This is a genomic window from Mesorhizobium sp. B2-3-13 (assembly GCF_006442195.1).
GTDB classification, from domain to species: domain Bacteria; phylum Pseudomonadota; class Alphaproteobacteria; order Rhizobiales; family Rhizobiaceae; genus Mesorhizobium; species Mesorhizobium salmacidum.
The window spans coordinates 168531-190942 of the sequence record NZ_VFVQ01000007.1 but is presented as its reverse complement, the minus strand read 5'-3'; the positions used below and the strand labels follow the sequence as shown (position 1 = coordinate 190942).

At 62.1% G+C, this 22412-nt stretch carries 21 protein-coding genes and 1 pseudogene; 10 read left to right on the top strand and 12 right to left on the bottom strand.

The features are described 5' to 3' along the window. Nucleotides 1-40: 40 nt before the first annotated feature. The 5 genes from glp to FJ941_RS11095 form a co-directional block, all read right to left on the bottom strand. Nucleotides 41-1246: a gephyrin-like molybdotransferase Glp gene (glp, locus tag FJ941_RS11115; RefSeq protein ID WP_140505442.1), complete on the bottom strand. Its 1206-nt coding sequence runs from the start codon at nt 1244-1246 to the stop codon at nt 41-43. Continuing rightward, nucleotides 1246-1728 (bottom strand): cyclic pyranopterin monophosphate synthase MoaC, encoded by a 483-nt coding sequence (gene moaC, locus FJ941_RS11110; RefSeq protein WP_140505531.1) that lies wholly within the window; start codon nt 1726-1728, stop codon nt 1246-1248. Before moaC ends, glp begins: the two co-directional genes overlap by 1 nt. 66 nt (nt 1729-1794) lie before the next feature. Further along, entirely contained in the window at nt 1795-2643 is an 849-nt protein-coding gene (gene trpC, locus FJ941_RS11105; RefSeq protein ID WP_140505440.1) for an indole-3-glycerol phosphate synthase TrpC, read from the bottom strand. A 3-nt stretch (nt 2644-2646) separates the two neighbouring features. Then, nucleotides 2647-3657, bottom strand: coding sequence for an anthranilate phosphoribosyltransferase (trpD, locus tag FJ941_RS11100; RefSeq protein ID WP_140505438.1), 1011 nt, complete (start codon nt 3655-3657; stop codon nt 2647-2649). Continuing rightward, the gene (locus tag FJ941_RS11095; protein ID WP_140505436.1) at nt 3654-5546 is read right to left on the bottom strand and encodes a SurA N-terminal domain-containing protein; all 1893 of its coding nucleotides are present in this window, start codon (nt 5544-5546) and stop codon (nt 3654-3656) included. Before FJ941_RS11095 ends, trpD begins: the two co-directional genes overlap by 4 nt. A gap of 143 nt (nt 5547-5689) precedes the next feature. On the opposite strand from FJ941_RS11095, the gene tpiA reads away from it, so the two are divergent. From tpiA to FJ941_RS11070, 5 genes are all read left to right on the top strand, one after another. Then, nucleotides 5690-6460 (top strand): triose-phosphate isomerase, encoded by a 771-nt coding sequence (gene tpiA / locus FJ941_RS11090; RefSeq protein ID WP_140505435.1) that lies wholly within the window; start codon nt 5690-5692, stop codon nt 6458-6460. Between the two features lie 167 nt (nt 6461-6627). After that, entirely contained in the window at nt 6628-7098 is a 471-nt protein-coding gene (secG, locus tag FJ941_RS11085; protein WP_140505433.1) for a preprotein translocase subunit SecG, read from the top strand. 212 nt (nt 7099-7310) lie between these two features. Further along, nucleotides 7311-8441, top strand: coding sequence for a L,D-transpeptidase (locus FJ941_RS11080; protein ID WP_140505431.1), 1131 nt, complete (start codon nt 7311-7313; stop codon nt 8439-8441). A gap of 197 nt (nt 8442-8638) precedes the next feature. Beyond that, a complete protein-coding gene (locus FJ941_RS11075; RefSeq protein ID WP_140505430.1) occupies nt 8639-10276 on the top strand; it encodes a CTP synthase in 1638 nt (545 codons plus the stop codon). Between the two features lie 8 nt (nt 10277-10284). Next, on the top strand, nt 10285-10824 hold the full coding sequence (locus FJ941_RS11070; protein WP_140505428.1) for a DUF1697 domain-containing protein: 540 nt from the start codon (nt 10285-10287) through the stop codon (nt 10822-10824). 36 nt (nt 10825-10860) lie between these two features. Here FJ941_RS11070 and FJ941_RS11065 read toward each other — a convergent pair whose 3' ends face one another. After that, a complete protein-coding gene (locus tag FJ941_RS11065; protein ID WP_140505426.1) occupies nt 10861-12318 on the bottom strand; it encodes an NCS1 family nucleobase:cation symporter-1 in 1458 nt (485 codons plus the stop codon). A 430-nt stretch (nt 12319-12748) separates the two neighbouring features. Between FJ941_RS11065 and FJ941_RS11055 the strand changes: the two are divergent. Next, a pseudogene (locus FJ941_RS11055) lies at nt 12749-13081 on the top strand (ABC transporter ATP-binding protein); the annotation flags it as partial. Nucleotides 13082-13204: 123 nt separating this feature from the next. Further along, nucleotides 13205-13507, top strand: a complete 303-nt coding sequence (locus FJ941_RS11050; RefSeq protein WP_140505424.1) for a DUF982 domain-containing protein — start codon at nt 13205-13207, stop codon at nt 13505-13507. A gap of 156 nt (nt 13508-13663) precedes the next feature. On the opposite strand, the gene FJ941_RS11045 is transcribed toward FJ941_RS11050, so the two are convergent. Further along, nucleotides 13664-13840 (bottom strand): hypothetical protein, encoded by a 177-nt coding sequence (locus FJ941_RS11045; RefSeq protein WP_181169757.1) that lies wholly within the window; start codon nt 13838-13840, stop codon nt 13664-13666. A 107-nt stretch (nt 13841-13947) separates the two neighbouring features. Then, nucleotides 13948-14361, bottom strand: a complete 414-nt coding sequence (locus FJ941_RS11040; protein ID WP_140505422.1) for a hypothetical protein — start codon at nt 14359-14361, stop codon at nt 13948-13950. 903 nt (nt 14362-15264) lie between these two features. Here FJ941_RS11040 and FJ941_RS11035 point away from each other — a divergent pair. Continuing rightward, on the top strand, nt 15265-15885 hold the full coding sequence (locus FJ941_RS11035; protein WP_210242216.1) for a hypothetical protein: 621 nt from the start codon (nt 15265-15267) through the stop codon (nt 15883-15885). A 112-nt stretch (nt 15886-15997) separates the two neighbouring features. Here FJ941_RS11035 and FJ941_RS11030 read toward each other — a convergent pair whose 3' ends face one another. Continuing rightward, complete coding sequence (locus tag FJ941_RS11030) at nt 15998-18094, bottom strand: hypothetical protein (protein WP_140505420.1); 2097 nt, start codon at nt 18092-18094, stop codon at nt 15998-16000. A gap of 665 nt (nt 18095-18759) precedes the next feature. Beyond that, complete coding sequence (locus FJ941_RS11025) at nt 18760-19044, bottom strand: hypothetical protein (RefSeq protein ID WP_210242215.1); 285 nt, start codon at nt 19042-19044, stop codon at nt 18760-18762. Between the two features lie 115 nt (nt 19045-19159). Between FJ941_RS11025 and dusA the strand changes: the two genes are divergently transcribed. Next, nucleotides 19160-20158 carry a tRNA dihydrouridine(20/20a) synthase DusA gene (dusA, locus tag FJ941_RS11020; protein WP_140505419.1) on the top strand — a complete coding sequence of 333 codons (999 nt, stop codon included), beginning with the start codon at nt 19160-19162 and terminating at the stop codon, nt 20156-20158. Nucleotides 20159-20263: 105 nt separating this feature from the next. On the opposite strand, the gene FJ941_RS11015 is transcribed toward dusA, so the two are convergent. Together FJ941_RS11015 and FJ941_RS11010 are read right to left on the bottom strand one after the other, a co-directional pair. Then, complete coding sequence (locus tag FJ941_RS11015) at nt 20264-20968, bottom strand: TIGR02281 family clan AA aspartic protease (RefSeq protein ID WP_140505417.1); 705 nt, start codon at nt 20966-20968, stop codon at nt 20264-20266. Between the two features lie 10 nt (nt 20969-20978). Next, nucleotides 20979-21209, bottom strand: a complete 231-nt coding sequence (locus tag FJ941_RS11010; RefSeq protein ID WP_027142658.1) for a DUF1289 domain-containing protein — start codon at nt 21207-21209, stop codon at nt 20979-20981. Nucleotides 21210-21408: 199 nt separating this feature from the next. Here FJ941_RS11010 and FJ941_RS11005 point away from each other — a divergent pair, with 199 nt between their 5' ends. After that, nucleotides 21409-22407: a nicotinate-nucleotide--dimethylbenzimidazole phosphoribosyltransferase gene (locus tag FJ941_RS11005; RefSeq protein WP_140505415.1), complete on the top strand. Its 999-nt coding sequence runs from the start codon at nt 21409-21411 to the stop codon at nt 22405-22407. Nucleotides 22408-22412: the final 5 nt, after the last annotated feature.

The following is a 22412-nucleotide window of genomic DNA, read 5'->3' as shown; positions in this document are numbered from 1 at the left end:
CATTTTTGTCTTCTTATCAGCTTATTTATGGGAAAATTCTTTAGCGCAACATCAGAACGCTACAAACGTCTCCGGCAGCGGATGCAGGGGCAAAAGGCGCGCGCACGACCAGCCCGTTGGCGTCGGCAAGCATCCTCAGCATCGAGGAATCCTGGATACCGAACGGCGTTGCCACCAGTTCGCCGTGGTATTCCCTGACCACCGCCCGCACATAATCCTGGCGCAGATCATTGGCGGGCATTGCGGTGCCCAGCCGCGCCTGACGGATGTCCTGACGGTAGGCGCGACCGCCCAGCCTTGCCAGAAGCGGCTTCAGGAACAATTGCGAGCAGACCAGGCTTGCCACCGGGTTGCCGGGCAGGCCGATGCATCTGATATCGCCGAGGCGTCCGAACATCAGCGGCTTGCCGGGACGCATGGCGATCTTCCAGAAGCCGAGCGTCATGCCTTCGCCGGTCAGCACGTCATGGATCAGGTCGTGGTCGCCGACCGAGGCGCCGCCCAGCGTAACGATGACATCGGCGCTCGCCGCGACCGCTTTCCTGACCATGCCGGCTATGGCGTCCTTGCGGTCGGCGGCGATCCCGAGATCGAGCGCGCGGGCACCGACCGAGTGTGCTGCAGCGGCGACGCCATAAGCGTTGGACGAAATAATCTGGTCAGGCCCGAGTTCGCTTCCGGGCGGCAACAGCTCGTCACCGGTAGCGATGATGGCGACCAGCGGCCGTTTCACCACGCTCACTCGGGGATGATTGGCCGATGCCACCAGCGACAGTGCCGCCGGGTCGAGCACGCGCCCCTTTTCCAGCAGCACGTCGCCCTTGGAAAAATCGAGACCGATGCGGCGGATGTTACGCCACTCTGCGGTGGGCTCGATCACCTCGATATTGCCACCGCCGATATCCCGGACATTTTCCTGGATGACGATGGTGTCGGCGCCGTCAGGCAGCGGTGCGCCGGTGAAGATGCGCACGGCCTGTGCCTGGCCGACCGTACCGTCAAAGCCACGCCCGGCCGGCGCCATGCCGATCACCGCGAGTTTCGAGGGCACCGACGCCACGTCGGCGGCACGCACTGCATAACCGTCCATGGCCGAAGCGTTGAAAGGTGGCTGGGTGCGAAGCGCCACGACGGGTTCCGCCAGCACACGATCGACAGCCTCGATGAGAGGAACGCTTTCGCCCTCCAGCGGCACGGCGCCATCAAGCAGGCGTTCGAGCGCCTCGGCGACCGGAACCAGCGCCATCAGGCACCTGCCTTATAGTCGCCAGACTTGCCGCCGGTTTTTTCGACCAGCCGGATACCTGAGATGACCATGGCGCGGTCCACCGCCTTTGCCATGTCGTAGATGGTCAGGCAGGCCACGGACGCGGCGGTCAGCGCCTCCATTTCGACCCCGGTCTTGCCGGTGACGCGCGCCAGGGCAGTGACCTTCAGGCCTGGCAGCGCATGATCAGGCTCAATGTCGACGGAAACCTTGGTCAGCAGCAGGGGGTGGCAGAGCGGGATCAATTCATGCGTCTTCTTCGCCGCCATGATGCCGGCGATGCGCGCGGTGCCGAGCACATCGCCTTTCTTGGCATTGCCGGCAAGGATGGTCTTCAACGTCTCTGGCTGCATCGAGACGAAACCCTCGGCAATCGCGGTGCGCGTCGTCTCGTCCTTGTCGCCGACATCGACCATGTTGGCCTCGCCGTGCGCGCCGAGATGAGTGAGGCCGGCCGCCATCGTCAAATCGCCATAGAACGACGTGCGTCCATTCGGACGCACAAAGTGCGTTCTATCACTTTGACTCTATGCATCGTGCTCTCCGAAAATCGATTCCGATTTTCGGGCCGACCCATCGGACGCCTTGCCCGTGAGCAGCGAGCGTGTTGCAGCGGTCACGTCCCGTTGGCGCATCAAGCTCTCGCCCACCAGGAAGGCGCCGATGTCCATCCTCTGCAGCCTAAGACAATCGTCATGGGAGAAAATGCCGCTTTCGCTGACCAGCAAATGACCGCCCGGCACCATCGCCCGCAGCCGCTCCGAGGTATCGAGGCTGGTCTCGAATGTCCGCAGGTTGCGGTTGTTGATGCCGATCAATTGCGATGACAGTTTCAGCGCGCGCTCCGTCTCGGCTTCGTCGTGCACCTCGATCAGGGCATCCATGCCGAGCTCGAATGCGGTCGATTCGAGTTCGCTTGCCATGGCGTCATCGACGCTGGCCATGATGATCAAAATGGCATCCGCGCCCCAGGCCCGCGCCTCGTGAACCTGGTAGGGGTCGAACAGGAAATCCTTGCGCAGGGCGGGCAGCGTCACGGCGGCTCGCGCCTTGGTCAGAAACTCCGGTGCGCCCTGAAAGGAGGGCGCATCGGTCAGCACGGAAAGACAGGCCGCGCCTCCCTTTTCATAGGCCTTGGCCAGACTCGGCGGATCGAAATCGGCACGGATCAACCCTTTGGACGGACTTGCCTTCTTGATCTCGGCGATCAGTGCAAAGCCGCCCGATCTGCGCTTCGCTTCGAGCGCGGCGAGGAACCCGCGCGGTGCGTCGGCGTCTTTTGCGCGCGCCTTGATCTCGGCCAGCGGCAGGCGTGCCTTGGCGGCGGCTATCTCGTCGCGCTTGTAGGCTTCGATCTTGCGCAAAATGTCAGACACGGTTCACCCGTTCGAAATTTCGACCAGCCGGTCGAGCACCTGCAGCGCCCGGCCGCTGTCGATCGCCTGCGCGGCGATGTCGATGCCGTCGCCGAGTGTCGTCGCCTTGCCCGCAATCACCAGTCCGGCGCCGGCATTCATCAACACCGTGTCGCGGTAGGCGCCGGCGGCGCCGCCCAGCATGTCGCGCAAGGCCTTGGCATTATAGGCGGCATCACCGCCGCGCAGCTCACCCTTGGTATGGCGCTTTAGTCCAACCTCTTCCGGGGTCAGCGTAAAGCTGCGGATTTCGCCGCCAACCAGTTCGGCGACCTGCGTCTCGCCTGTGGTGGTGATCTCGTCATAGCCATCGCCATGGGCGACCCAGGCATGCTCGGTGCCGAGCGCCTTCAGCGTTTCGGCCACCGGCATGATCCATTCCGGCATGAACACGCCGACCATCTGCCGCTTGACGCTGGCCGGGTTGGAAAGCGGGCCGAGCAGGTTGAAGATGGTGCGCGTGCCAAGCTCGCCCCGAACCGGACCGACATGCTTCATCGCGGGATGGTGCGCCGGCGCGAACATGAAGCCGACACCGGCTTCATGGATGCATTTGCCGATAATCTCCGGCGCAATGTCGATCTTGACGCCGAGGGCAATCAGCACGTCGGCCGCGCCGGTCAGCGAGGACAGGCCACGATTGCCGTGCTTGGCGACAGGCACGCCGCTGCCGGCAATGACAAAGGCGGAGGCCGTCGAGATGTTGACCGAGTGCGAATTGTCGCCGCCGGTGCCGACGATGTCGATGGCGCCGTCAGGGGCATCGACGCGAAGCATCTTGGCGCGCATCGTGGCGACAGCGCCCGAAATCTCGTTCACCGTCTCGCCGCGCACACGCAGCGCCATCAGGAAGCCGCCGATCTGCCCTGGGGTCGCATCGCCCGACATGATGATGTCGAAGGCCTCGCAGGCCTCCTCGAAGGACAGGGCAGTGCCGGTCGCGACCTTGGCGATATGGGTTTTCAGCGCGCTCATCTCGTCGAGGCTTGGGCAACGGCGGCCTGGTCGATGCGGACGTCGTACTGCGTCTGCAACTGCGCCACCAATTGGTCGAGCAGGTCGTCGGACATGCCAGAGGTGAATGATTTCTGCGCGTCGTCCGGCACCGAGCTGGCGTCGGCGCCGGCCGGTTCGAACACTTCGGCGACCTTGAACAGGATCTGGCCGTCGCCGGTGGGCGAGGGGATCAAGCCGGTGCCGCCTTCGCCGACCCCGAACATCACGGCGGCGCCCTCCTTGCCGAAATCGGCATCATCGGCTTCGCGCTTCAGGCCGCGCTTGGTCTGCTTTTCCAGCTTGAGGTCACCGGCGATGACGTCGAGCGTGGCGCCGGCCTTGAGGCGCTTCTCGAGTTCGTCCGCCTTGGCGGCGAGCCGCTTGGTGGTCTCGGCCGCCGTCCAGTCGGCGACAACTTTCTGGCGCACCTCGTCAAGAGTGCGGTCGCGGGCCGGTGTGATCGAACCGACCTCATAGAAGACGAAGCCGTTGTCCGCGGTGGTCAGCGCCTCGTTTTCGGTGTTGGGTTCCGCATCAAAGACGGCCTTGATCAGCGACGGTGATTCCGGCAGGTCCTTGACGATGGAGCCATCGGGCCTCAGGCCATTGCGATCGATGGCGTCGACGGTGATGTCCTTAAGCTTCAATTTGGCGGCCGCGTCGGCCAGAGAACTGCCCGATGCACGGGTGTCCTCATAATTGTCGTGCACATCCAAAAGGATGCGGCTTGCCTCGCCCAGCGCCAGGTCCTTGCGGATCTGGTCGGACACTTCGGCGAGCGGCTTTACCACCTCGGGCTTGATCTCGGTCACGCGCAACAGCACCGGGCCGAAGGTGCCCTGAACGACCTGGCTGACTTCATTGACGTTGAGCGCGAAGGCGGCATCGGCAACCGCCTTGTCGGCGATCTTGTCCTTGGCGAGCGTGCCAAGCAGCGTGTCGGCCGGGGTTTTGCCTTCGGCGATCACCAGTTTGTCGAAGGTGGCGCCGGCCTTGAGCGAATCGAGCGCTGCCTTGGCCGCATCCGGCGTCTTGAACACAAGCTGCTCGATGGTGCGCATTTCGGGCGTGGTGTAGCGTGCCTTGTTCTTGTTGTAGTCGTCACTGACCTGCTGGTCGGTGACCGCGGTCGTGTCCATGATGTCCACCGGTTCCAGGCGGACATAGGAAAATTTGCGGTATTCAGGTGCGGCGTAGGTTTTCTTGTTGGCCTCGAAATAGGCCTTGAGCACGCTGTCGCTCGGCGCTTCGATCGGCTCGACCAGCGTCTTTGGCAATGTCAAATAGTCGACGGTGCGGTCTTCACCGCGGTAGAGCGCGACCGCCTTGAAGAACGTGTCCGGCGCCTTGAGGCCGTCCGAGACCGCTTCGACGATCTGCTGGCGCACCGCCACCTGGGCGCGGTTCTTCAGGTAATCCTCGGGCCGCATGCCGACTTCGTGCAGCATGTAGTCGAATGTCCTTCGGTCGAACTGACCGCCAGGACCCTTGAAAGCCGGATCTTCGCGGGTGAGTTCGGCCAGCCGGTCCTTGGACAGGCCGAGGCCCAGCTTGCGTGCCTGTTCGTCGAGAACGGCACCGGAAACGAGTTGCGCCAGCACCTGGTTGTCGATGCCGAGCGCCTTTGCCTGTTCATGAGTGAGGCGCTGACCGAACTGCTGCGACATGACGGCGAGCTGGCGGTCATATGCAAGGCGGTATTCGTTGATCGATACCTTGGTGCCGCCGGCCGTTATCACCGAATCGTGGCCCGCAAGGCCGCCCATCAGCCGTCCGGAGATGCCCCACGCGGCGAAACTGACCACCAGCAGCGAAAGCAATGTCTTCGCGACCCAGGTACCTGCCGCGCTTCTCAATATACCAAGCATGGTTACTTCCGATTTATGCGCATTTTCGCATGCGCCGAGTTTGAAACAAGCGCAATAGCGCCCTTCCGGTCCACTGTCGATTGCTTTGTGGCCTGATTTTGGTAGTGAGGGCCAGAGCCTGATATCGCCCGGAGAAGCACACCATGACGCCAGGAATTCGCCCGCTTGTCGCCGGCAACTGGAAAATGAACGGCACCAGCGCCTCGCTGAACGAGCTCAGGATGATCGGTAACGGTTTCATGAGCGGGCTCGACGCCGAGACCGAAGCACTGGTCTGTGTTCCCGCGACGCTGCTTTCCCATGCCGCCGAGATCCTGTCACGCACGCCGGTCCATGCCGGCGGCGAGGACTGCCATAGCAAGGAGAGCGGCGCCTATACCGGCTGCATTTCCGCGGAGATGCTGAAGGACGCGGGCGCGAGCCATGTCATTGTCGGTCATTCCGAATGCCGCGAACAAAGCGGCGAGGACGACGCCACGGTCCAGGCCAAGGCCACCGCGGCCTGGCGTGCCGGGCTGGTGGCCATTGTTTGCATCGGCGAGACGCGGCAGGAGCGTGAGGCTGGAGCCACGCTGGAGGTGCTGTCGCGCCAGGTGGCTGGCTCGGTGCCGCCAAGTGCCACGCCATCCAACACCGTCATTGCCTATGAGCCGGTTTGGGCGATCGGCACCGGCTTGACGCCAACCGCGGCCGATGTGGCCGAAGCGCATGCGCATATCCGCGAAAAGCTGTCGGAAAAACTCGGCGCCGCCGCCGCCAGGATGCGCATTCTCTATGGCGGCTCGGTCAAGCCGTCCAACGCGGTGGAGCTGCTGGGCGTCCGGAATGTCGATGGCGCGCTGGTCGGCGGCGCCAGCCTGAAAGCGGCTGATTTCCTGGGTATCGCCGAAGCCTATCGCAGCATTGCAGGCTGAGAGTCACGAGGGTGGGCGGGTCTCGTCCCGTCCAAATTCGTTGCAAAGGGCGCGTTGCTTCCCATATTCCGGCCACGGGCTTGGAAATGCCGTGAAAGCATTGTATTGAGCCGCCTCCAATTCACCGGTCGTGTCCGCGGCCGGGCAAGGCCTTGCCAGGATAAACTATGCAAACCGTACTGATCGTCATCCATCTCATGGTCGTACTCGCCCTTGTCGGCGTGGTGCTGCTGCAGCGCTCCGAAGGCGGCGGCCTCGGCATTGGTGGCGGATCGGGCTTCATGACTGCACGCGGCGCCGCCAACGCTTTGACCCGGGCGACGGCGATCCTGGCGGCTGCGTTCTTTGTGACGTCGCTGACCTTGTCGATCATCGCCCGCTACGGCGAGAAACCGATCGACATTCTCGATCGGGTTCCCACGACCTCGGACGGCAAGGGCGTGCTCAACCAACTGCCGGGTAAGACCACGCCGGCACCGGCCGGCAACGCTACGCCGACGCCGCCGTCCGGAAACGACGCCGCGGCAAAGCCTCCGGCAACGGCCCCGGCCACGGCACCCGCCGCCGGCTCGACGCCGCCGGCGACCAATGGGACCACCAACACCGCACCGGCGGCGCCTCAGGTTCCGAACCAGTAACTTCCACTTTTCCAAAACCGCGATCTGTGATCGTTTGAACACAGTCGCGGCAAATGCTGCGCGATCACGAAGATTCGACGGGCAGCGGTGCGGTCTCGCGCTTGAGGCATCCGCGCTTATTCGACTATAGATTGCACGCGGCATTTTCGGCGTCCTTGGGGGACGCCGGGCGACGCCGTGGGCAACAAGCATTGAACGATCGGATCTTCGCCATGCAGCTTCGCAGCTTCATTTTCCTGGGACTTTGCGCCGCAATCGGCATGAGTTCCCCGGCCTTCGCCGGCATGCCGGCAAATATAGCCGCACAACAGTCGGTGTCGCTTGAAAAGACCGACGCCATCCCCGTCGCGGCCAAGAGCGATGCGGCGCAGTTGAAGCTTCTCAAAAAGAAGAAAACCCCGACACCGGACGACCTCGCCCAGATCAAGAAGATCGAGGCCAAGATCGCCGCTGGCAAGGAAGACGCCAAAGTCAAGGCGCTCGAAGCCCGGAAGCTGGCGATGCGCGAGGCAGCCAAAGCCAGGGCTGACGCGGATCGGAAGGCATTCCTGGCCAGCAAGGGTCAGAAAGCACCGGCAACCGAAGTGGCCGATGCCAAGCCGGCCAAGAAGACCATCAAGATTATCGAGCCGATTGAACCGGTCACGCCTATCCAGTCGGCCGAGCCTGTCCCGGCCGAGGTGATGAATGTCGCTTTGACCGGTAACAATGGCGAATTGCGCAGCGAGGTGGTCGGCGGCCAGAAGCAGTCAAGCGGCGGCCTGTTCGCCGGTCTGTTCGGTGGAACCTCATCCGGCTCATCGATCAGCTATCTGCCCGAGACACGCGCGCTCGACTCGGCACTTGCCCAGAAGAATGCCAAGAAGCCGTTCAAGGTGAAGCCGGAATTCGTGCCTCAGGACGTGGAATTCACGGGCTACGATGCCGGCACGATCGTCATCGACACCAGTGCTCGCCGGCTCTATCTCGTCGAATCATCGACCACCGCACGCCGCTACGCCATCGCGGTCGGCCGCGAAGGCCTGCAGTTCAAGGGCACGGTCGCGGTCGGCGACAAGCAGGAATGGCCGCGCTGGATCCCGACGCTCGACATGCAGAAGCGCGAGCCCAAGCACTACGGCCAGTACAAGGACGGCATGGCCGGCGGCGGCCAGAACCCGCTCGGCGCACGCGCCATCTATCTCTATGACGGCAAGAAGGACACGCATCTGCGTATCCACGGCACCATCGCGCCGCAGTCGATCGGCACCAGTGCCTCCAATGGCTGCTTCCGCATGATGAACGAGCACGTCATGGATCTCTACAGCCGCGTCCGGGTCGGCACCAAAGTCGTCATCATCTGACGTTTCCATCATCATGCCGAAAGGGCCGGCTCAGCCGGCCCTTTTGTTTTGCTTAAGGTCCCGCTCAAACCTGTTTGGTCGTGATCTTGTCCAAAAACCGAATTCCACTTTTCGGGATCATGGTCCGAGCGCCTTTTTGGGAAAAAGCCTTCGCGGCGGTTTTTTCTCTGGCGGAATCAATCCGGCCGCGTTAAGCGATGACTCCCATGGCGCGATATGTATTCATCACAGGCGGCGTGGTTTCCTCACTTGGAAAAGGCATTGCCGCAGCGGCCCTTGGGGCTCTCCTGCAGGCGCGAGGCTATCGCGCACGCATCAAAAAACTCGACCCCTACCTCAATGTCGATCCCGGCACGATGTCGCCGTACCAGCATGGCGAAGTGTTCGTCACCGATGACGGGGCCGAAACCGACCTCGACCTTGGCCATTACGAGCGCTTCACCGGCCGTTCCGCCAACCAGCAGGACAACATCACGACCGGGCGTATCTACAAGAATATCATCGAGCGCGAGCGGCGTGGCGACTATCTCGGCGCGACCGTGCAGGTCATCCCGCACGTTACCGATGAAATCAAGAACTTCGTCCTCGACGGCAATGACGACTATGATTTCGTGCTGTGCGAAATCGGCGGCACGGTCGGCGACATCGAGGCGATGCCGTTCCTCGAAGCCATCCGCCAGCTCGGCAACGATCTGCCGCGCAACAACGCCGTCTATGTCCACCTGACCTTGATGCCCTATATCCCGACGGCGGGTGAGCTGAAGACCAAGCCGACGCAGCATTCGGTCAAGGAATTGCGCGGCATCGGCATTGCGCCGGATATTCTTCTGGTGCGCGCCGACCGCGCCATTCCCAAGGAAGAGCGCCGCAAACTGTCGCTGTTCTGTAATGTCAGGGAAAGCGCCGTCATCCAGGCGCTCGACGTGCCGCATATCTACGACGTGCCTATGGCCTACCACAAGGAAGGTCTCGATTCGGAGGTGCTGGCCGCCTTCGGCATCGACCCGGCGCCCAAGCCGCGCATGGAGCCATGGCAGGCTGTCTCCAACCGCATCCATAATCCGGAGGGCGAGGTCACCATCGCCATCGTCGGCAAGTATACCGGCCTCAAGGATGCCTACAAATCGCTGATCGAGGCGCTTTCGCATGGCGGGCTGGCCAACCACGTCAAGGTGAAGCTCGACTGGATCGAATCGGAAATCTTCGAAAAGGAAGACCCGACGCCTTGGCTGGAGAAGGTGCACGGCATCCTCGTGCCCGGCGGTTTCGGCGAGCGTGGCTCCGAAGGCAAGATCCTGGCGGCGAAGTTCGCACGCGAGCGCAAGGTGCCGTATTTCGGCATCTGCTTCGGCATGCAGATGGCCTGTATCGAGGCGGCACGCTCGCTGGCCGGTGTCGAACATGCCTCATCGACCGAGTTCGGCCCCACCAAGGAACCAGTCGTCGGTTTGATGACCGAATGGCTGAAGGGCAACATGCTGGAAAAGCGCAGGGCGAGCGGCGATCTCGGCGGCACCATGCGGCTCGGCGCCTATCAGGCCGAGCTCGCCAAAGGCTCGAAGATCGCCGATATCTACGGCGACACCCAAATTTCCGAACGTCACCGGCACCGCTACGAGGTCAATATCGACTACAAGAAGCGCCTGGAGGATTGCGGGCTGGTCTTTGCCGGCATGTCGCCCGACGGTGTGCTGCCGGAGACGGTCGAGTATCCCGACCATCCCTGGTTCATCGGCGTGCAATATCACCCCGAGCTGAAGAGCCGGCCACTCGATCCGCATCCGCTGTTCGCCAGCTTCATCGAGGCGGCGGTGGAGCAGAGCCGGCTGGTCTGATCGCTACAATGCGGACCTATGTGGCGCTTCTCTACAGCATCACCCTGGGAGAGGGGCGGCGGGTCGTCATGTCCGATCTCAAGACGATGGCGGAAGGCCTCGGCCTGAAGAATGCCCGCACCTTGGTGGCGACCGGCAACCTGGTTTTCGAGAGCGAAAAGATCTCGATCGCCGGACTTGAGAAGCGGCTGGAATCCGCCTTCGAACAGACCTTTGGCCGCCATGTCGACATCATCATCCGCGCCGCCGGAGACTGGCGCAAACTCGCAAGCGGCAATCCATTCCCGACCGAGTCGGTGGAAGCCGGCGACCAGGTCGCGGTGCGCGTGATGCGCAAACCCGTGGCCGAGGATGCCATATCGGGCCTTCAGGCCTATGCCGCAGCGGACGAGAAGGTGCTTCTGGTCGGCGGCGACATCTGGGTCGTCTTTTCACGGGAGAGGTCTAGCTCGCGGCTGCTCGCGGCCGCAAATCACAAACGCATGGGCATCGGAACCTCGCGCAACTGGAACACGGTGCGCAAGCTGGCCGAGATGATAAGAGCATAAATCTGGGGCGGCGTTGCGCCGCCCCAGAGAAGTTCGTCAGGCTTTTGCTATCTTGGCGCCTGCACCCAGGGCGGCGGTGCGCAGCACGTAGTAGATGACGCCGGCGATCGCCACGCCGAAGAACCAGCCATAGACGCCCCACCAGGACGGTAGCCAGTTGGTGAAGTTCGGCAGGATCGACGAGAAGACGGCGCCGATGCCGGCGGCTATGAAGGCATTGACATGCCAGCCACCCTGGAAGCGGAACTCGCCGTCCTCGCGATACAGCGCCTCGACGTCGACCTCGCCCTTCCGGATCAGATAGTAATCGACCATCATCACGCCGAAGATCGGTCCCATCGTCGCGCCGATGACGTTGACGAAAGAGGCGGCACTGCCTTCCCACGGTGCGAACGGATAGAGCACAAGCGCGATGACAGCGGCGATGTAGCCGCCCTTCTTGAAGTCGATCTGCCGCGGGAAGACGTTGGAGAAGTCGAAGGCCGGCGACACGAAGTTGGCCACGACGTTAATGCCAAGCGTCGCCACCGCGAAGGTCAGGGCGGCAAGGGCAGCCAGGAACCAGCTGTCGAACTTGGCCGAGATCTGGTCGGGGTGCAGCAGCACCTCATGGTAAACGTCGTAGGCGGCAATGGTGGTGACGCCGGCGACCAGCGAGAACAGGATCAGGTTGATCGGCAGACCCCAGATATTGCCCTTGCGCAGCGCCGCCTGATCGGGCGCATAGCGGGCGAAATCGCAGAAATTGAGATAGAGCGCCGAAAAATACGTCACCCAGATCGCGGCGACCGCGAACAGCGACGTCCACGAGCCCGGCGTTCCAGGCACGCCGGCATCCTTGGTCTTTTCCAGAAGCACGTCCATCGGGATGTCGCTGGTGAAGGCGAAGGTTCCGGATTTGACGCAGAGATAGATGGCCAGGAGCAGCATCATCACCCAGACGGCTGGTCCCGCCCAATCCTGGAACCGGCGCACCGTTTCCATGCCTTTCTGGATGATGAGCAGTTGCAGGGCCCATATGACCACGAAGCAGATCACCTCCAGGCCGGAATGGCCGAGGAAATGGGTGTTGGCGTTGAAGTCGGCGAACCATTGCGAGCGGATCAGCAATGCAACGATGGCGCCGGAGGCGGCGGCGGTCTGCGCGCCATACCAGAAGCAGGCGACGATGGCGCGCACCAGTGCCGGAATGTTGGCGCCCCAGATGCCGAAGGAGGCGCGGGCGAGCACGGGGTAGGGCACACCGGTCTTCACACCGGCATAGCCGACCATGTTCATCAGCGCGTAAATGATCAGCGAGCCGATGCCGATGGCGATGATGAAATTGACGAAGCCGCCACAGAACAGAAACAGGCTGGCGGCGAGGTAGTAGCCCCACAGGCTATGGACGTCCGACGTCCAGACGTTGAAGATCGAGAACGGTCCCCAGTTTCGAACCTTGGCAGGAGCGAGGTCTTCATTATACAGGTCAGGCGATGCGCCTTGTATCGTCATTGCAATGTCCCCTTCTTGCAGCACGCGCCCTCACGCGTTGACCGGGGAGGTTACGCCTGACGCAGGGGAACCGGCAAGCAGTCGATTTGCCGGCTTTGACCTTAAAGATATTCAATGCGAACCGCGATTATCGACGGGGCGATGATGGTGAGCCGCTTTTGAAAAGGCCTGCCTGTTGATTCGAGTTCTCGATCCACGGCCTGAATCTGGACGAACCCGTGTTCACAACATCTGTCTGCAAGCGGAGCTGCCTAGGCGATGGCCATCACCCGCTTATGGTCCTCGACTTCGGAAAGCAGCCAGTCCTGAAAGAGGCCGGTACCCGGCTTGTTGCCGATGCTGCGGCGCTGATGCAGGTAGATGCCCGCCGGATAGGTATGGCGGGCGCTGAACGAGGCGACCAGCTTGCCCTGCTGCAGCAGATCCTGGGCTGTCCGTGGTGCGTCAGGTCTCGACCCGCATCGCGGTCATGTATCTCGGCTCGATCGTCGAGGAAGGACCAGCGGAAGAGGTGTTTTCAGCCCCGGCTCATCCTTACAGCCAGGCGCTGATCTCGGCCGTTCCCGTCGTGGAGACGACACCCAGCGGGACGAGAAGGCGCATTATCCTTACGGGCGATGTGCCGAGCCCGCTCAATCCGCCATCCGGGTGTCGGTTCCACCCCCGATGCCCGATAGCGGTTGGGCGCTGCCGTTCGGAGCGGCCGGATCTGAGGGAGTACCGACCCGGCCGCAAAGCGGCCTGCCACTTCCCGACGACATAGCCGATATCGCTCATCGTCCGACCGCCAGATTTTTCAAAATTCTGTGTTCCGCGTGGAACCAACCACCGGACGGCGCGTTTCATGGGGTTCGATCGAGCACATCTCGATCGACCGGAGGAAACAATGGACTACCTGCATTTCTTTTCGCCCGTGCGGATATCGCGCGGGCAGGGACACCCTGTAGAAGAAGTGGATAGTGTCGCCGAGGCGATGGTTTTCTTGCGTAAATGGCCGAAGGGACGGCGTGGGCCCGTGTATCAGTGTGCACTGAATTGCTGCTCGGCCGCCCTGTCGGGACAGATGTCGGCGGAGGAAGCAAGAAAGGCGTTCACCGGCTTTGCCCGGATCACGCGGCTTCTGGACGATGACATGGCTCTGCCGATAGGCAACGACAGCAAGGCGAGCATACACGCGCTGCGGCGGTAGCCGTCCACGGCCTTTACTGCTGGCGGATCGCGCCCGTTGCGGGCGCGATGTCGCTGTTTGCGCTTCGGGGCAAACCGTCCCACCATCCGGTCACCAATCGACACCGCATCGATCGATCACCCAGAGCCATGATCCATCCGTTTGCCGGCGGGCGACCTAGCTTGTCACATCACCGTCCGGAAAGCGGGTCGACGTCAGCGCCGGATCACCGCTGACCAGCGCCGCAGGCTGCTCGCCGACGGCAAACTTACGACCGAAGGCGGTGACGTCGGCATAGTAGCTGCGGATGGCTTCGTAGCCGCGCAGAAACCGTCCACCGCCACAGTCGATCACCGCATCCGGTTGGAACAGCGAGGCCCGATCTCGCTGAATCTGCAGGAATTGGAGTCGCTGATTGCACGGCAATATGCGGGCGACGCGTCGACCGGAATCCCGTCTCCCTAAGCAGGTATCAGGATGGCGATGCGATGTATGCCGACCACCTTGCTTGTGTTAGTCGCCTCGTCGGTCTTGCCCTTGGCGCAAGTGTACATGTCGCCTTCCTTCAGCTTGAATTCCTTGTCCGCTTTCTTGATCGTGAATTCACCGGCGGTAATCGTGCAGACCATGTCGTTGTCCATCACGGTTTGAGGAGCGTGTGCGCCGGGTTGAAAGACCACGTCGACAATCGAGATGCTCTTGTAGGCGGGAATGTCGGCGTTCCCGGTGCCGACCTCCACCACCCTTATGCCGGGAGCAATCTCCTTGCCGTCTTTCGGGCCGTATTTCTTGGTCTTTGCATGCGCAGTCAGGGCGAATAGAGGGGTTGCCGCCGCGGCCGTGAGGCCAAGGGCAATTGCAGATCTGCGATTCATGCTTTCCTCCCATATGTTGGTCGCACAACAATGTGAGCGACAGCTAATATTACTCCTTTCCCATATGATTTTAAATGACCGTGATGGCGCCATGGCATTTCTGCCGCCTCATGATCGACCAATGCAGCTTGTGCGGGCAGGGGGCGTGTGCACTATCTGTGCACAGAAAAGACTGATGCCTCACGTCACAGTGAGCACAGTCGCAGAAGATGGTTTTTGGAACGGCTGCGGGACCAAGTTCCGCAGTTCTTCTCCTTGGGTATTGGACGGACGGAGATCGAAAAAGCTAATGAAATGAATAGTGTATATCACAAACTTGCCATTGCGCCCATGATGGACTGGACAGACAAGTAAATAAAATTAGATGGTTATGAGAGCACGTGTGCAAAAATCGCACACGAAACTTCTGCTTCTCTTCTTTTTTCGTTCCCACGACGGAGCCGCCGACATTCCTTTTTTGACGCTCTTCTGCCGACGATATTGACCGCTCCATGCTGATGTTCGCTGCGATATCCGTGGGCCTCGTTGTCCTCTGCGGCGTCCAGTTTGCCTGGGGGACTTTCGGACCCGAGTGCGCTGAGAAACGCGGAAATTGTGGTCGTCATGATTTTCTCCAAGGCAAGCAGCGACGAGGGCTGCAACATTGCCGCGATAACCTTTGCGGCGTTGTGGTTTCTGGGTCTTGGGAAAGATTGCTGTGTTGCCGCTATCGATGCCGATCATCGTCCCACACCGCGTCCTTGATGCAGCGGATTCATTCCCTAGTTAATTCCGTGGGCACCGTATTCGCGAGTTTCTGCCTTGGGGCAGCGGCGGTTTAGACGTTCTGACCGCATGCCGCGCAAGGACGGCTGGGCTGAGGCACATTTGGAGACTGCCGTGCGTCGATCCCTTGGATTCAGCTTGGCTTATTTTGCATTCGCGTGCTCGATCGCGGCAGCTTGCGCTGGAACTGCAGCCGCCGGCCCGCACGGCGGAGGGCATGACGGTGGCGGCCATCAGGGTGATAACGGGGGTCATGGCAGCCATGACAACGGCGGCAACGGCAAAGGTAAGGGCAAAGGACCTGCCGGCGATCCCGGCGATCCTGTGGGAAACAGCGGCAGTCCGCCGTCGACCAATGACGGGATCAGCACCACTCCAACGGCCTCAATACCGTCAACTCCAGCTGACATTGTCGACCGGTCCACAGACGGCGGACATTCGCTCGACCTCCCGCCCGCCCTGCAGCCTCTCGAAGACAACACTGTTCTATCAGCGGTCCACCCGATCGAAGCGCTGCCCGGTGTCCCGGATAAGGTCGTTCGCGCCTGTCAGGACGCAATCGAGCAGGCCGCCGCCAAGTTTGGCGCGGCCAGTGTGCGCGTCAGCAGCGCAGGTTCCATACGTCGGCTGAGCCAACGTAAGATCTCGGCCCCTGTTCAGGTCAGCATCGACTATATGCATCAGGGACGGGTGGAGACGCGTCAGGCGCCGGTCGGGTGCGAATTGAACGCGAAAGGCAGCGTGATCGGTCTGACATAGCGCAGAGCGCGGAACTCCTTGCGAATTCATTCCGCTTTTCCCGGCCTCCGTGTGTTGCGAATGGTGCAAGCCAATGAATGGACCCTTCATCGTCGTCGCAATCGTTTGGAATTCAATCCGACGTCGGGTGTATTGGCCGGAGGGCAAAGGGAAGCGTGATAGTACGCACGCGGATCACCCGCGAGGAGTTGCGAAGCTTGCTGCGCGTAGTCGTCTTCTGGCTGACAGCTTTCACCTGACCGGTGCCGTCCGATGCGCGGCCAGAGCGCGGCTGCAGCGGCGGCTCAATTTGCGCGCTGCGGCGCTCAGCCCTGAGCTTGTCATTGTCCGCGCGTTTGGCAGCCAGGTCGCGGGCCAGAGAAACAGTGGCTTCGCGTTGGTTGTCCAGAGCTTCGTTCAGCCTGGTGACCTGTCCTGAAAGTGTTGGAGACGTGCCGCGCTCGAGGCGGGCTTTATCGAGATCCTCATGGGTCGATACTGCGGAAGCGCGTTCTCGTGTCAGAGCCTGCGTCGCTTCGGCTGCAGTCTGCTCCGCACGCTCTCTTGCTGAGACAGCCCTGGCTCGTTCCTGTTCAGCCGCGTCGCGCTCGAGGCGGGCTTTATCGAGGTCTTCCTTGGTCGATGCTACGGAAGCGCGCGCCAGGGCGAGAGCTTGCGCCGTCACGGCTGCGGTCTGCTCCGCACGCTCTTTTGCTGAGACAGCCTTGACTCGTTCCTGTTCAGCCGCGTCGCGCTCGAGGCGGGCTTTATCGAGGTCCTCACGGATCGATGCTGCGGAAGCGCGTTCTCGTGTCAGAGCCTGCGCCGTCTGGGCTGCGGTCTGCTCCGCACGCTCTTTTGCTGAGACAGCCTTGGCTCGTTCCTGTTCAGCCGCGTCGCGCTCGAGGCGGGCTTTGTCGAGATCCTCACGAGTCGATGCTGCGGAAGCGCGTTCCCGGGCGAGGGCCTGCGCAGTCTGGGTTGCGGTCTGCTCCACCCGTCCTCTCGCTGTGGCTGCACCGGTTCGTTCCCGCTCAGCCGTATCCGCGATCGCGGCCTTGGACAGTTCCATTGCGGCGAGGTCGCCACGAAGGTCCTTCGACTTCCGGCGCTCGTCGTCAAGCACTCCGTTCACTTGCGCAAGCGAGGCCTTGGCACTGGCGCGGTCCTCGGCGGCCGTGGCCTCAAGTTGTGAAATTTGTGCCCGCGCTTGGGATAGGTCGCGCGCCATCAGTTCGGTTCGCTGACGCTCCAGATGAGCAGCCGGCATCTGCGTAACGACATAGTTGATGCTCTCGCCCAGCAGCCTGCGAGCGTCTCCCGCAATGCGCTGCAATGCGCCATACGTGCGGGCTGCCGCGAGTTCGTTGCGCAGACGCTCCCCGTATGCGTTGTCGGCTGCTGCCATGCTTGTCCTCAGGACGTCGACCTGCTTGCGCGATTCCAAGAGCTCACTCTGCAGAGAGGCGCTTCTGGCGCGCTCTTCTTCCACAGCTCGGTGCTCCTGGCCGGCCAGATCCCTCGCAGCGGATGCCTGAGCACGAGCAGCCTCGACTTCAGCGTTGGCAGCCGCGAGGTCCGGGCCAGGCGCTTCAGTATTCGTACGCCCGCCGCCCTGGGCTGGTCCCTCCATATCCAATGCAGCACTCGCCGGAACCGCGAAGGATCGCGAAAGATCGGGCGGGGAGGGATTCTGGGCTTGCGAAATGGCGGGGGCGCTTTCGACCCAATTTGGTCTCGTCATCGTATAGCCAAGCGGCACGGCCAGGCAGACTGTGGCGATGCCCAGGCGTGATACAAGACCGATAGGCCAGCGAACACGAGGAGGAGGGGGCGTAGCGATGTTGGTCGGGGAAGCGAAAGCATCGGGCAGGTCGCCTGGCGAACTCTCATAAGCTTCGGAGATCATCTCGAAATGCTCGATTCGCACCCCCAACTGACGGTAGTTTGCATCCTGAGGCCGGGCATCCGCATCCGAGGGCACGACAGCCTGAGAAGAACCAGATCCGGTTGCAAGATCGATCGGGCGTTCCCAGACCCAAGAAACCTCATCGAGAGGAACAGGCTTGCATTCTTTCAGGTAGGCATTTGGATTCGGGCGACCCCGCAGCACGGCGATAAGGGCATGCCGGAGCACAAGAAAGGCGCCCGCCAATACGAGCATCGCGATCCCGCCCAGGATGGCGAGATCTGTGTCACTTGTGTAAATTCCACCAAGATGATTTGGCATCGCCGTGCCCGTGTGGTTTTTGGGTGCAATTTTAAGCTCGCGAAGCGGTTTTCGGGTCCTCTCCCTGGTGCTGGCTAAAGCCTCTGCCTGCTCTCGAAGCTGTCACTGCTTCGGGTCCTCCAGTGCCGTGCGAATACAATTGTTGCGTTGCGGAGCGCCGGTCGTGCGCTGGCAGAAGATCCCGGCGCAGAAGATTTGCGCTCGAACCGAAACTCGAAGATGCCATGGCCGCCGGTTGTTGCCCGCCGCCAGCGCCCCGAAAAGCCGACTCGCACCTCTCCATCGTCAATATCCCAAAAGTTCTCCCACGGTGCGTTCCAATCCGCATTTTCGGGGTCCGGACGGTCCATCCTGAACTCTAGCTAGGCCACAGACCTCCACGGTCAACCATCTCGGCCAGTACTTTGGCCATGCAGAACGGTGCCTGCTCTTCGCGGGTCTGAGTCTCCAGCAGCGATCATGGACGCCGTAGCGAACCCAATTTCGGTGACGCCGATGGCGAATGGCACTACAAGATTTACCGGAGCCGGCGCAGTCGTGGTCCTTAACCCCCTTGGCCAAGTCCTTACCCTCTGGCCGAAATGACGAACCAATGGCAAACGATGATGAGTATTAAATCAATGGGAGCGGCAATCCGCACAATCCTACTATCGGATTGGGACCCGTTACTGGTCAGAGATGTGTCGGTGGCGCAAGACGGCCTTGGAGCGGCGAGGGGACTTGCCTACATCGCACATGTCGTCGATATGAAGGTCTATCAGTTCGCCGAAGGTCTTCAGGCGCGCTATACGGGACTTTGTCGGCGTCTCGCCACGATCGACTTGGCGCTCGGTTTCGGTCGCCCAGCGCCGTGCGTCGTCTCGGCGCAGGAAGGTCTCGCTGACGTAGCGACCTTTGCGACGGACTTGGACACGCCAGGAACCGGACGACAGCTTTGTGTAGGTGGCCATATTTTCGTGTGCGCTCCGTGTGCACTGAGAGATCGAAACGTGGCGAAAAGGGTCGTATTCTGGCGTAAATTCGTGTGCACTCGGTAGGTTCTAACAATTTGATGCTAAACGAAAAATGCTGAGAAATCAAGATCATAGAGTGGCCGTGGCCCCGATGATGGATTGGACGGACCGGCATTGCCGGTTCTTCCATCGCCGGCTGACGATACATGCGATGCTGTACACCGAAATGGTTGTCGCCGACGCAGTGATCCATGGCGCACGCGAGCGGCTGCTTGGCTTCGATGAGGTGGAACATCCCGTCGCCCTGCAACTTGGCGGCTCGGATCCCGCAAAACTTGCCGAAGCGGCGCGTATTGGCGAGGCCTTCGGTTATGACGAGATCAATCTCAATGTCGGCTGCCCGTCCGACCGCGTCCAGTCGGGCACCTTCGGCGCTTGCCTGATGAAAGTGCCCGACCTTGTCGCCGACTGCATCGCCGCGATGAAAGCGGCAGTGACGGTGCCGGTCACGGTCAAATGCCGCATCGGCGTCGACGAACAGGATCCGGAGCCGGCGCTCGATGCGCTGGCGAATGGGGTTTTCGATGCCGGCGCCGATACCTTGTGGGTGCATGCTCGCAAGGCGTGGCTGGAAGGGCTGAGCCCCAAGGAAAACCGCGACATCCCGCCGCTTGACTATGACAGGGTCTATCGGCTGAAGGAAAAAAAGACGAGTAAATTCATTGGCATCAATGGCGGTATTCAGTCGCTTGAAGAGGCTCGGACGCATCTCGATCATGTCGATGGCGCCATGCTCGGCCGCGCCGCCTACCACACACCAGGCATTCTGGCCGGTGTTGACGCCGCCTTCTACGGAGCGCTGCCGGAAGCGTTCGATTTCGCGGCGCTGGTCGATGCGATGGCGGATTATGCGGCGCGCCATATCGAACAAGGCGGACGGCTCGGCCATGTCACCCGCCATATGGTCGGGCTGTTTCACGGGCTGCCCGGCGCGCGCCGCTACCGCCAGATACTATCCACCGACGCGACCCGGCCCGGAGCCGGACCGGACGTGCTGAAGACGGCTTTCGCGGCTGTCGGATTTGGTGGAGCGGCCGCCGAAGCGGCCTGAACTTACAGCATGTCGCGGCGAATAGGATTCGCCTGACCGGCTGTAAGCTTCTGATTTTATGCATGTCGTTGTCCTGGAACCGAGGGCACTTCCGGGCGACATGCATTAGTCCCTGAGGATCATACGGTCGCCGCGCACGTCGAAGCCCGAGAGCGAACCGATGAAGTTCATGCCGAGCAGGCTTTGGCTCAGCATGCCGGGAGCGGCGATCATTACCGACATATCCTTGCGTACGATGCCGCCGATCGCCAGCTCGTGGGTCTTGACCGCTGCGGCGCGTGCCATGCCGTTGGCTGTCGAAACCTGTATTGTGTAGTTGAGCGCCGCCGGATTGAAGCCGGCGGCTTGCGCGTCTTCCGAAGTCAGGACCGTGCTGGTCGCGCCGGTGTCGACGACGGTGCGAACCGGGTTGCCGTTGACCAGGATGCGCGCTTCGAAATGACCATTGTCGGCCTTGTCCAGGGTCACGGTGGCGTGGCCGTCTTCGACGCCGAGCGCCAGCGGACTGCCGGGAACGAGGCCCGCGGTCACGCGGCTGGCGACGTCCTGCAGCTCGTAACGATATTGGTAGCCGGCAATCAGCGCGAGCACGATAGCGGCCCAGGCGCCGAGATTGCGGGCCATCACTCCGAGTGGAGCCGACCGCAGCAAGCCGGCACCGATAAGGGCGCCGAAAGCTCCAAGCCAGATCAGCCGTCCAAAATCGTAATTCTCGACGCCGAGCGTGCTGCCTGCGGAATCGTTGAGCATGAGAAGCGCTGCCCCCACGCCGATCACCGCCATCACAGTCCAAAACAGCCGGCTGCTCATCCGTTCCTCGCTAGAGTGCGTCGCGTTCGCGCGCCATGCGGGTGCGGCGTGTTTCCCGGCGCGGCCGGCGCTCGACGGTTTCCAGCCGGGCCGGCAGTTCGGCCATCACGCTGCGGCGCGTCTCGGGCGTCATCGCCATCCAGGCGCCGATCTCGTCGCGCGTGCGGCCGCAACCGAAGCAGAAGCCGGTTTTCATATCGATCGAACAGACCAGGATGCAGGGAGTTTCGATGGCCGTCATGACTTTCTCTCGAGGGACCCGGTCCGGAATCCGCTCTTCCATCTCCACATGGTGCAACGGCAAAGCCAATGCAAGCCCTCGCGATAGCGCCTTCCGTGACCGCCTTTGCGGCAAATCAGCAAGGACGATCGAGGAGGTTGTGCCGATCACGCAAGGCAGCTATGCCGCTCCCTGGATCCAGGAAACGATTGTTCGCGACATGACCAGTGCACTGCCTTTCGATGATTTCCGTAACCTGCTCGACAATTTGCCGGCAGCCGACCTCAAAGCCGAAGCGCGCGTGCGCACGCTGTTTGCCAAGGCCGACAAGCCGGTGAATTCGCTTGGCCGCGTCGAGGACATCGCCGCGTGGCTCGCGGCCTGGAGCGGTCGCGCTCCGCCCGCCGTGACCAGGCCCTTGATGGCTGTCTTTGCCGGTAATCATGGCGTTGTCAGGCATGGCATTTCGACGAGGCCCGTGGCGGCGACCGCCAACGCGGTCGAGCTTTGCGCGGCCGGCGGTGCGGCGATCAACCAGATCTGCATTGCCAACGACCTCGGTCTGAAGGTGTTCGATCTTGCCCTGCACATCCCGACCGGCGACATCGCCGAGGATGCCGCGCTCGATGAACGCGGTTGCGCGGCCACCATGGCCTTCGGAATGGAGGCGATTGCCGGCGGCACCGACCTGCTTTGCCTGGGCGACCTCGGCGTCGGCAACTCCACCGTCGCCGCCGCCCTGTTCGCCGCGTTGCTGGGGGGCAGGGGTGCCGACTGGATTGGTCCGGGATCCGGCGCCGATGCGGCGATGCAGGCCCGCAAGGCGGAGGTGATCGATGCGGCGCTGGCCTTTCACGGGAACCATCTGGAAGACCCGCTGGAGGCGCTGCGCCGGGTCGGCGGCCGCGAGTTCGCGGCGATAGCCGGCGCAATCCTTGCCGCGCGGATGCAGCAGATACCGGTACTGCTCGATGGCTTCGCGGCAACGGCAGCCGCGGCGGTGTTGCATGCGGCGAACCCCGCAGCGCTTGATCATTGTCTTCTCGCCAGCCTGTCGCCGGAGCCCGCGCATGCAAGGGCCGCCGAGCACCTCGGGCTGCGTCCGCTGCTCGATCTGGGCATCGGTCATGGCGAAGGGGCAGGAGCAGCCTTGGCGGCCGGGCTGGTCAAGGCAGCGGCATTGACAAGTTCAGGCATGGCGGCGGCTGTGCGGGGCTAACGTCC

Coding starts and splice junctions, on each gene's coding strand:
- FJ941_RS11005 (WP_140505415.1), top strand. CDS start 21,409: ATGACCAGTGCACTGCCTTTCGATGATTTCCGTAACCTGCTCGACAAT.
- trpD (WP_140505438.1), bottom strand. CDS start 3,657: ATGAGCGCGCTGAAAACCCATATCGCCAAGGTCGCGACCGGCACTGCC.
- FJ941_RS11010 (WP_027142658.1), bottom strand. CDS start 21,209: ATGACGGCCATCGAAACTCCCTGCATCCTGGTCTGTTCGATCGATATG.
- dusA (WP_140505419.1), top strand. CDS start 19,160: ATGCTGAGAAATCAAGATCATAGAGTGGCCGTGGCCCCGATGATGGAT.
- secG (WP_140505433.1), top strand. CDS start 6,628: ATGCAAACCGTACTGATCGTCATCCATCTCATGGTCGTACTCGCCCTT.
- FJ941_RS11095 (WP_140505436.1), bottom strand. CDS start 5,546: ATGCTTGGTATATTGAGAAGCGCGGCAGGTACCTGGGTCGCGAAGACA.
- FJ941_RS11030 (WP_140505420.1), bottom strand. CDS start 18,094: ATGCCAAATCATCTTGGTGGAATTTACACAAGTGACACAGATCTCGCC.
- glp (WP_140505442.1), bottom strand. CDS start 1,246: ATGGCGCTGGTTCCGGTCGCCGAGGCGCTCGAACGCCTGCTTGATGGC.
- FJ941_RS11015 (WP_140505417.1), bottom strand. CDS start 20,968: ATGAGCAGCCGGCTGTTTTGGACTGTGATGGCGGTGATCGGCGTGGGG.
- FJ941_RS11065 (WP_140505426.1), bottom strand. CDS start 12,318: ATGACGATACAAGGCGCATCGCCTGACCTGTATAATGAAGACCTCGCT.
- FJ941_RS11070 (WP_140505428.1), top strand. CDS start 10,285: ATGCGGACCTATGTGGCGCTTCTCTACAGCATCACCCTGGGAGAGGGG.
- tpiA (WP_140505435.1), top strand. CDS start 5,690: ATGACGCCAGGAATTCGCCCGCTTGTCGCCGGCAACTGGAAAATGAAC.
- FJ941_RS11075 (WP_140505430.1), top strand. CDS start 8,639: ATGACTCCCATGGCGCGATATGTATTCATCACAGGCGGCGTGGTTTCC.
- FJ941_RS11050 (WP_140505424.1), top strand. CDS start 13,205: ATGGACTACCTGCATTTCTTTTCGCCCGTGCGGATATCGCGCGGGCAG.
- moaC (WP_140505531.1), bottom strand. CDS start 1,728: ATGGCGGCCGGCCTCACTCATCTCGGCGCGCACGGCGAGGCCAACATG.
- FJ941_RS11025 (WP_210242215.1), bottom strand. CDS start 19,044: ATGGCCACCTACACAAAGCTGTCGTCCGGTTCCTGGCGTGTCCAAGTC.
- FJ941_RS11080 (WP_140505431.1), top strand. CDS start 7,311: ATGCAGCTTCGCAGCTTCATTTTCCTGGGACTTTGCGCCGCAATCGGC.
- FJ941_RS11040 (WP_140505422.1), bottom strand. CDS start 14,361: ATGAATCGCAGATCTGCAATTGCCCTTGGCCTCACGGCCGCGGCGGCA.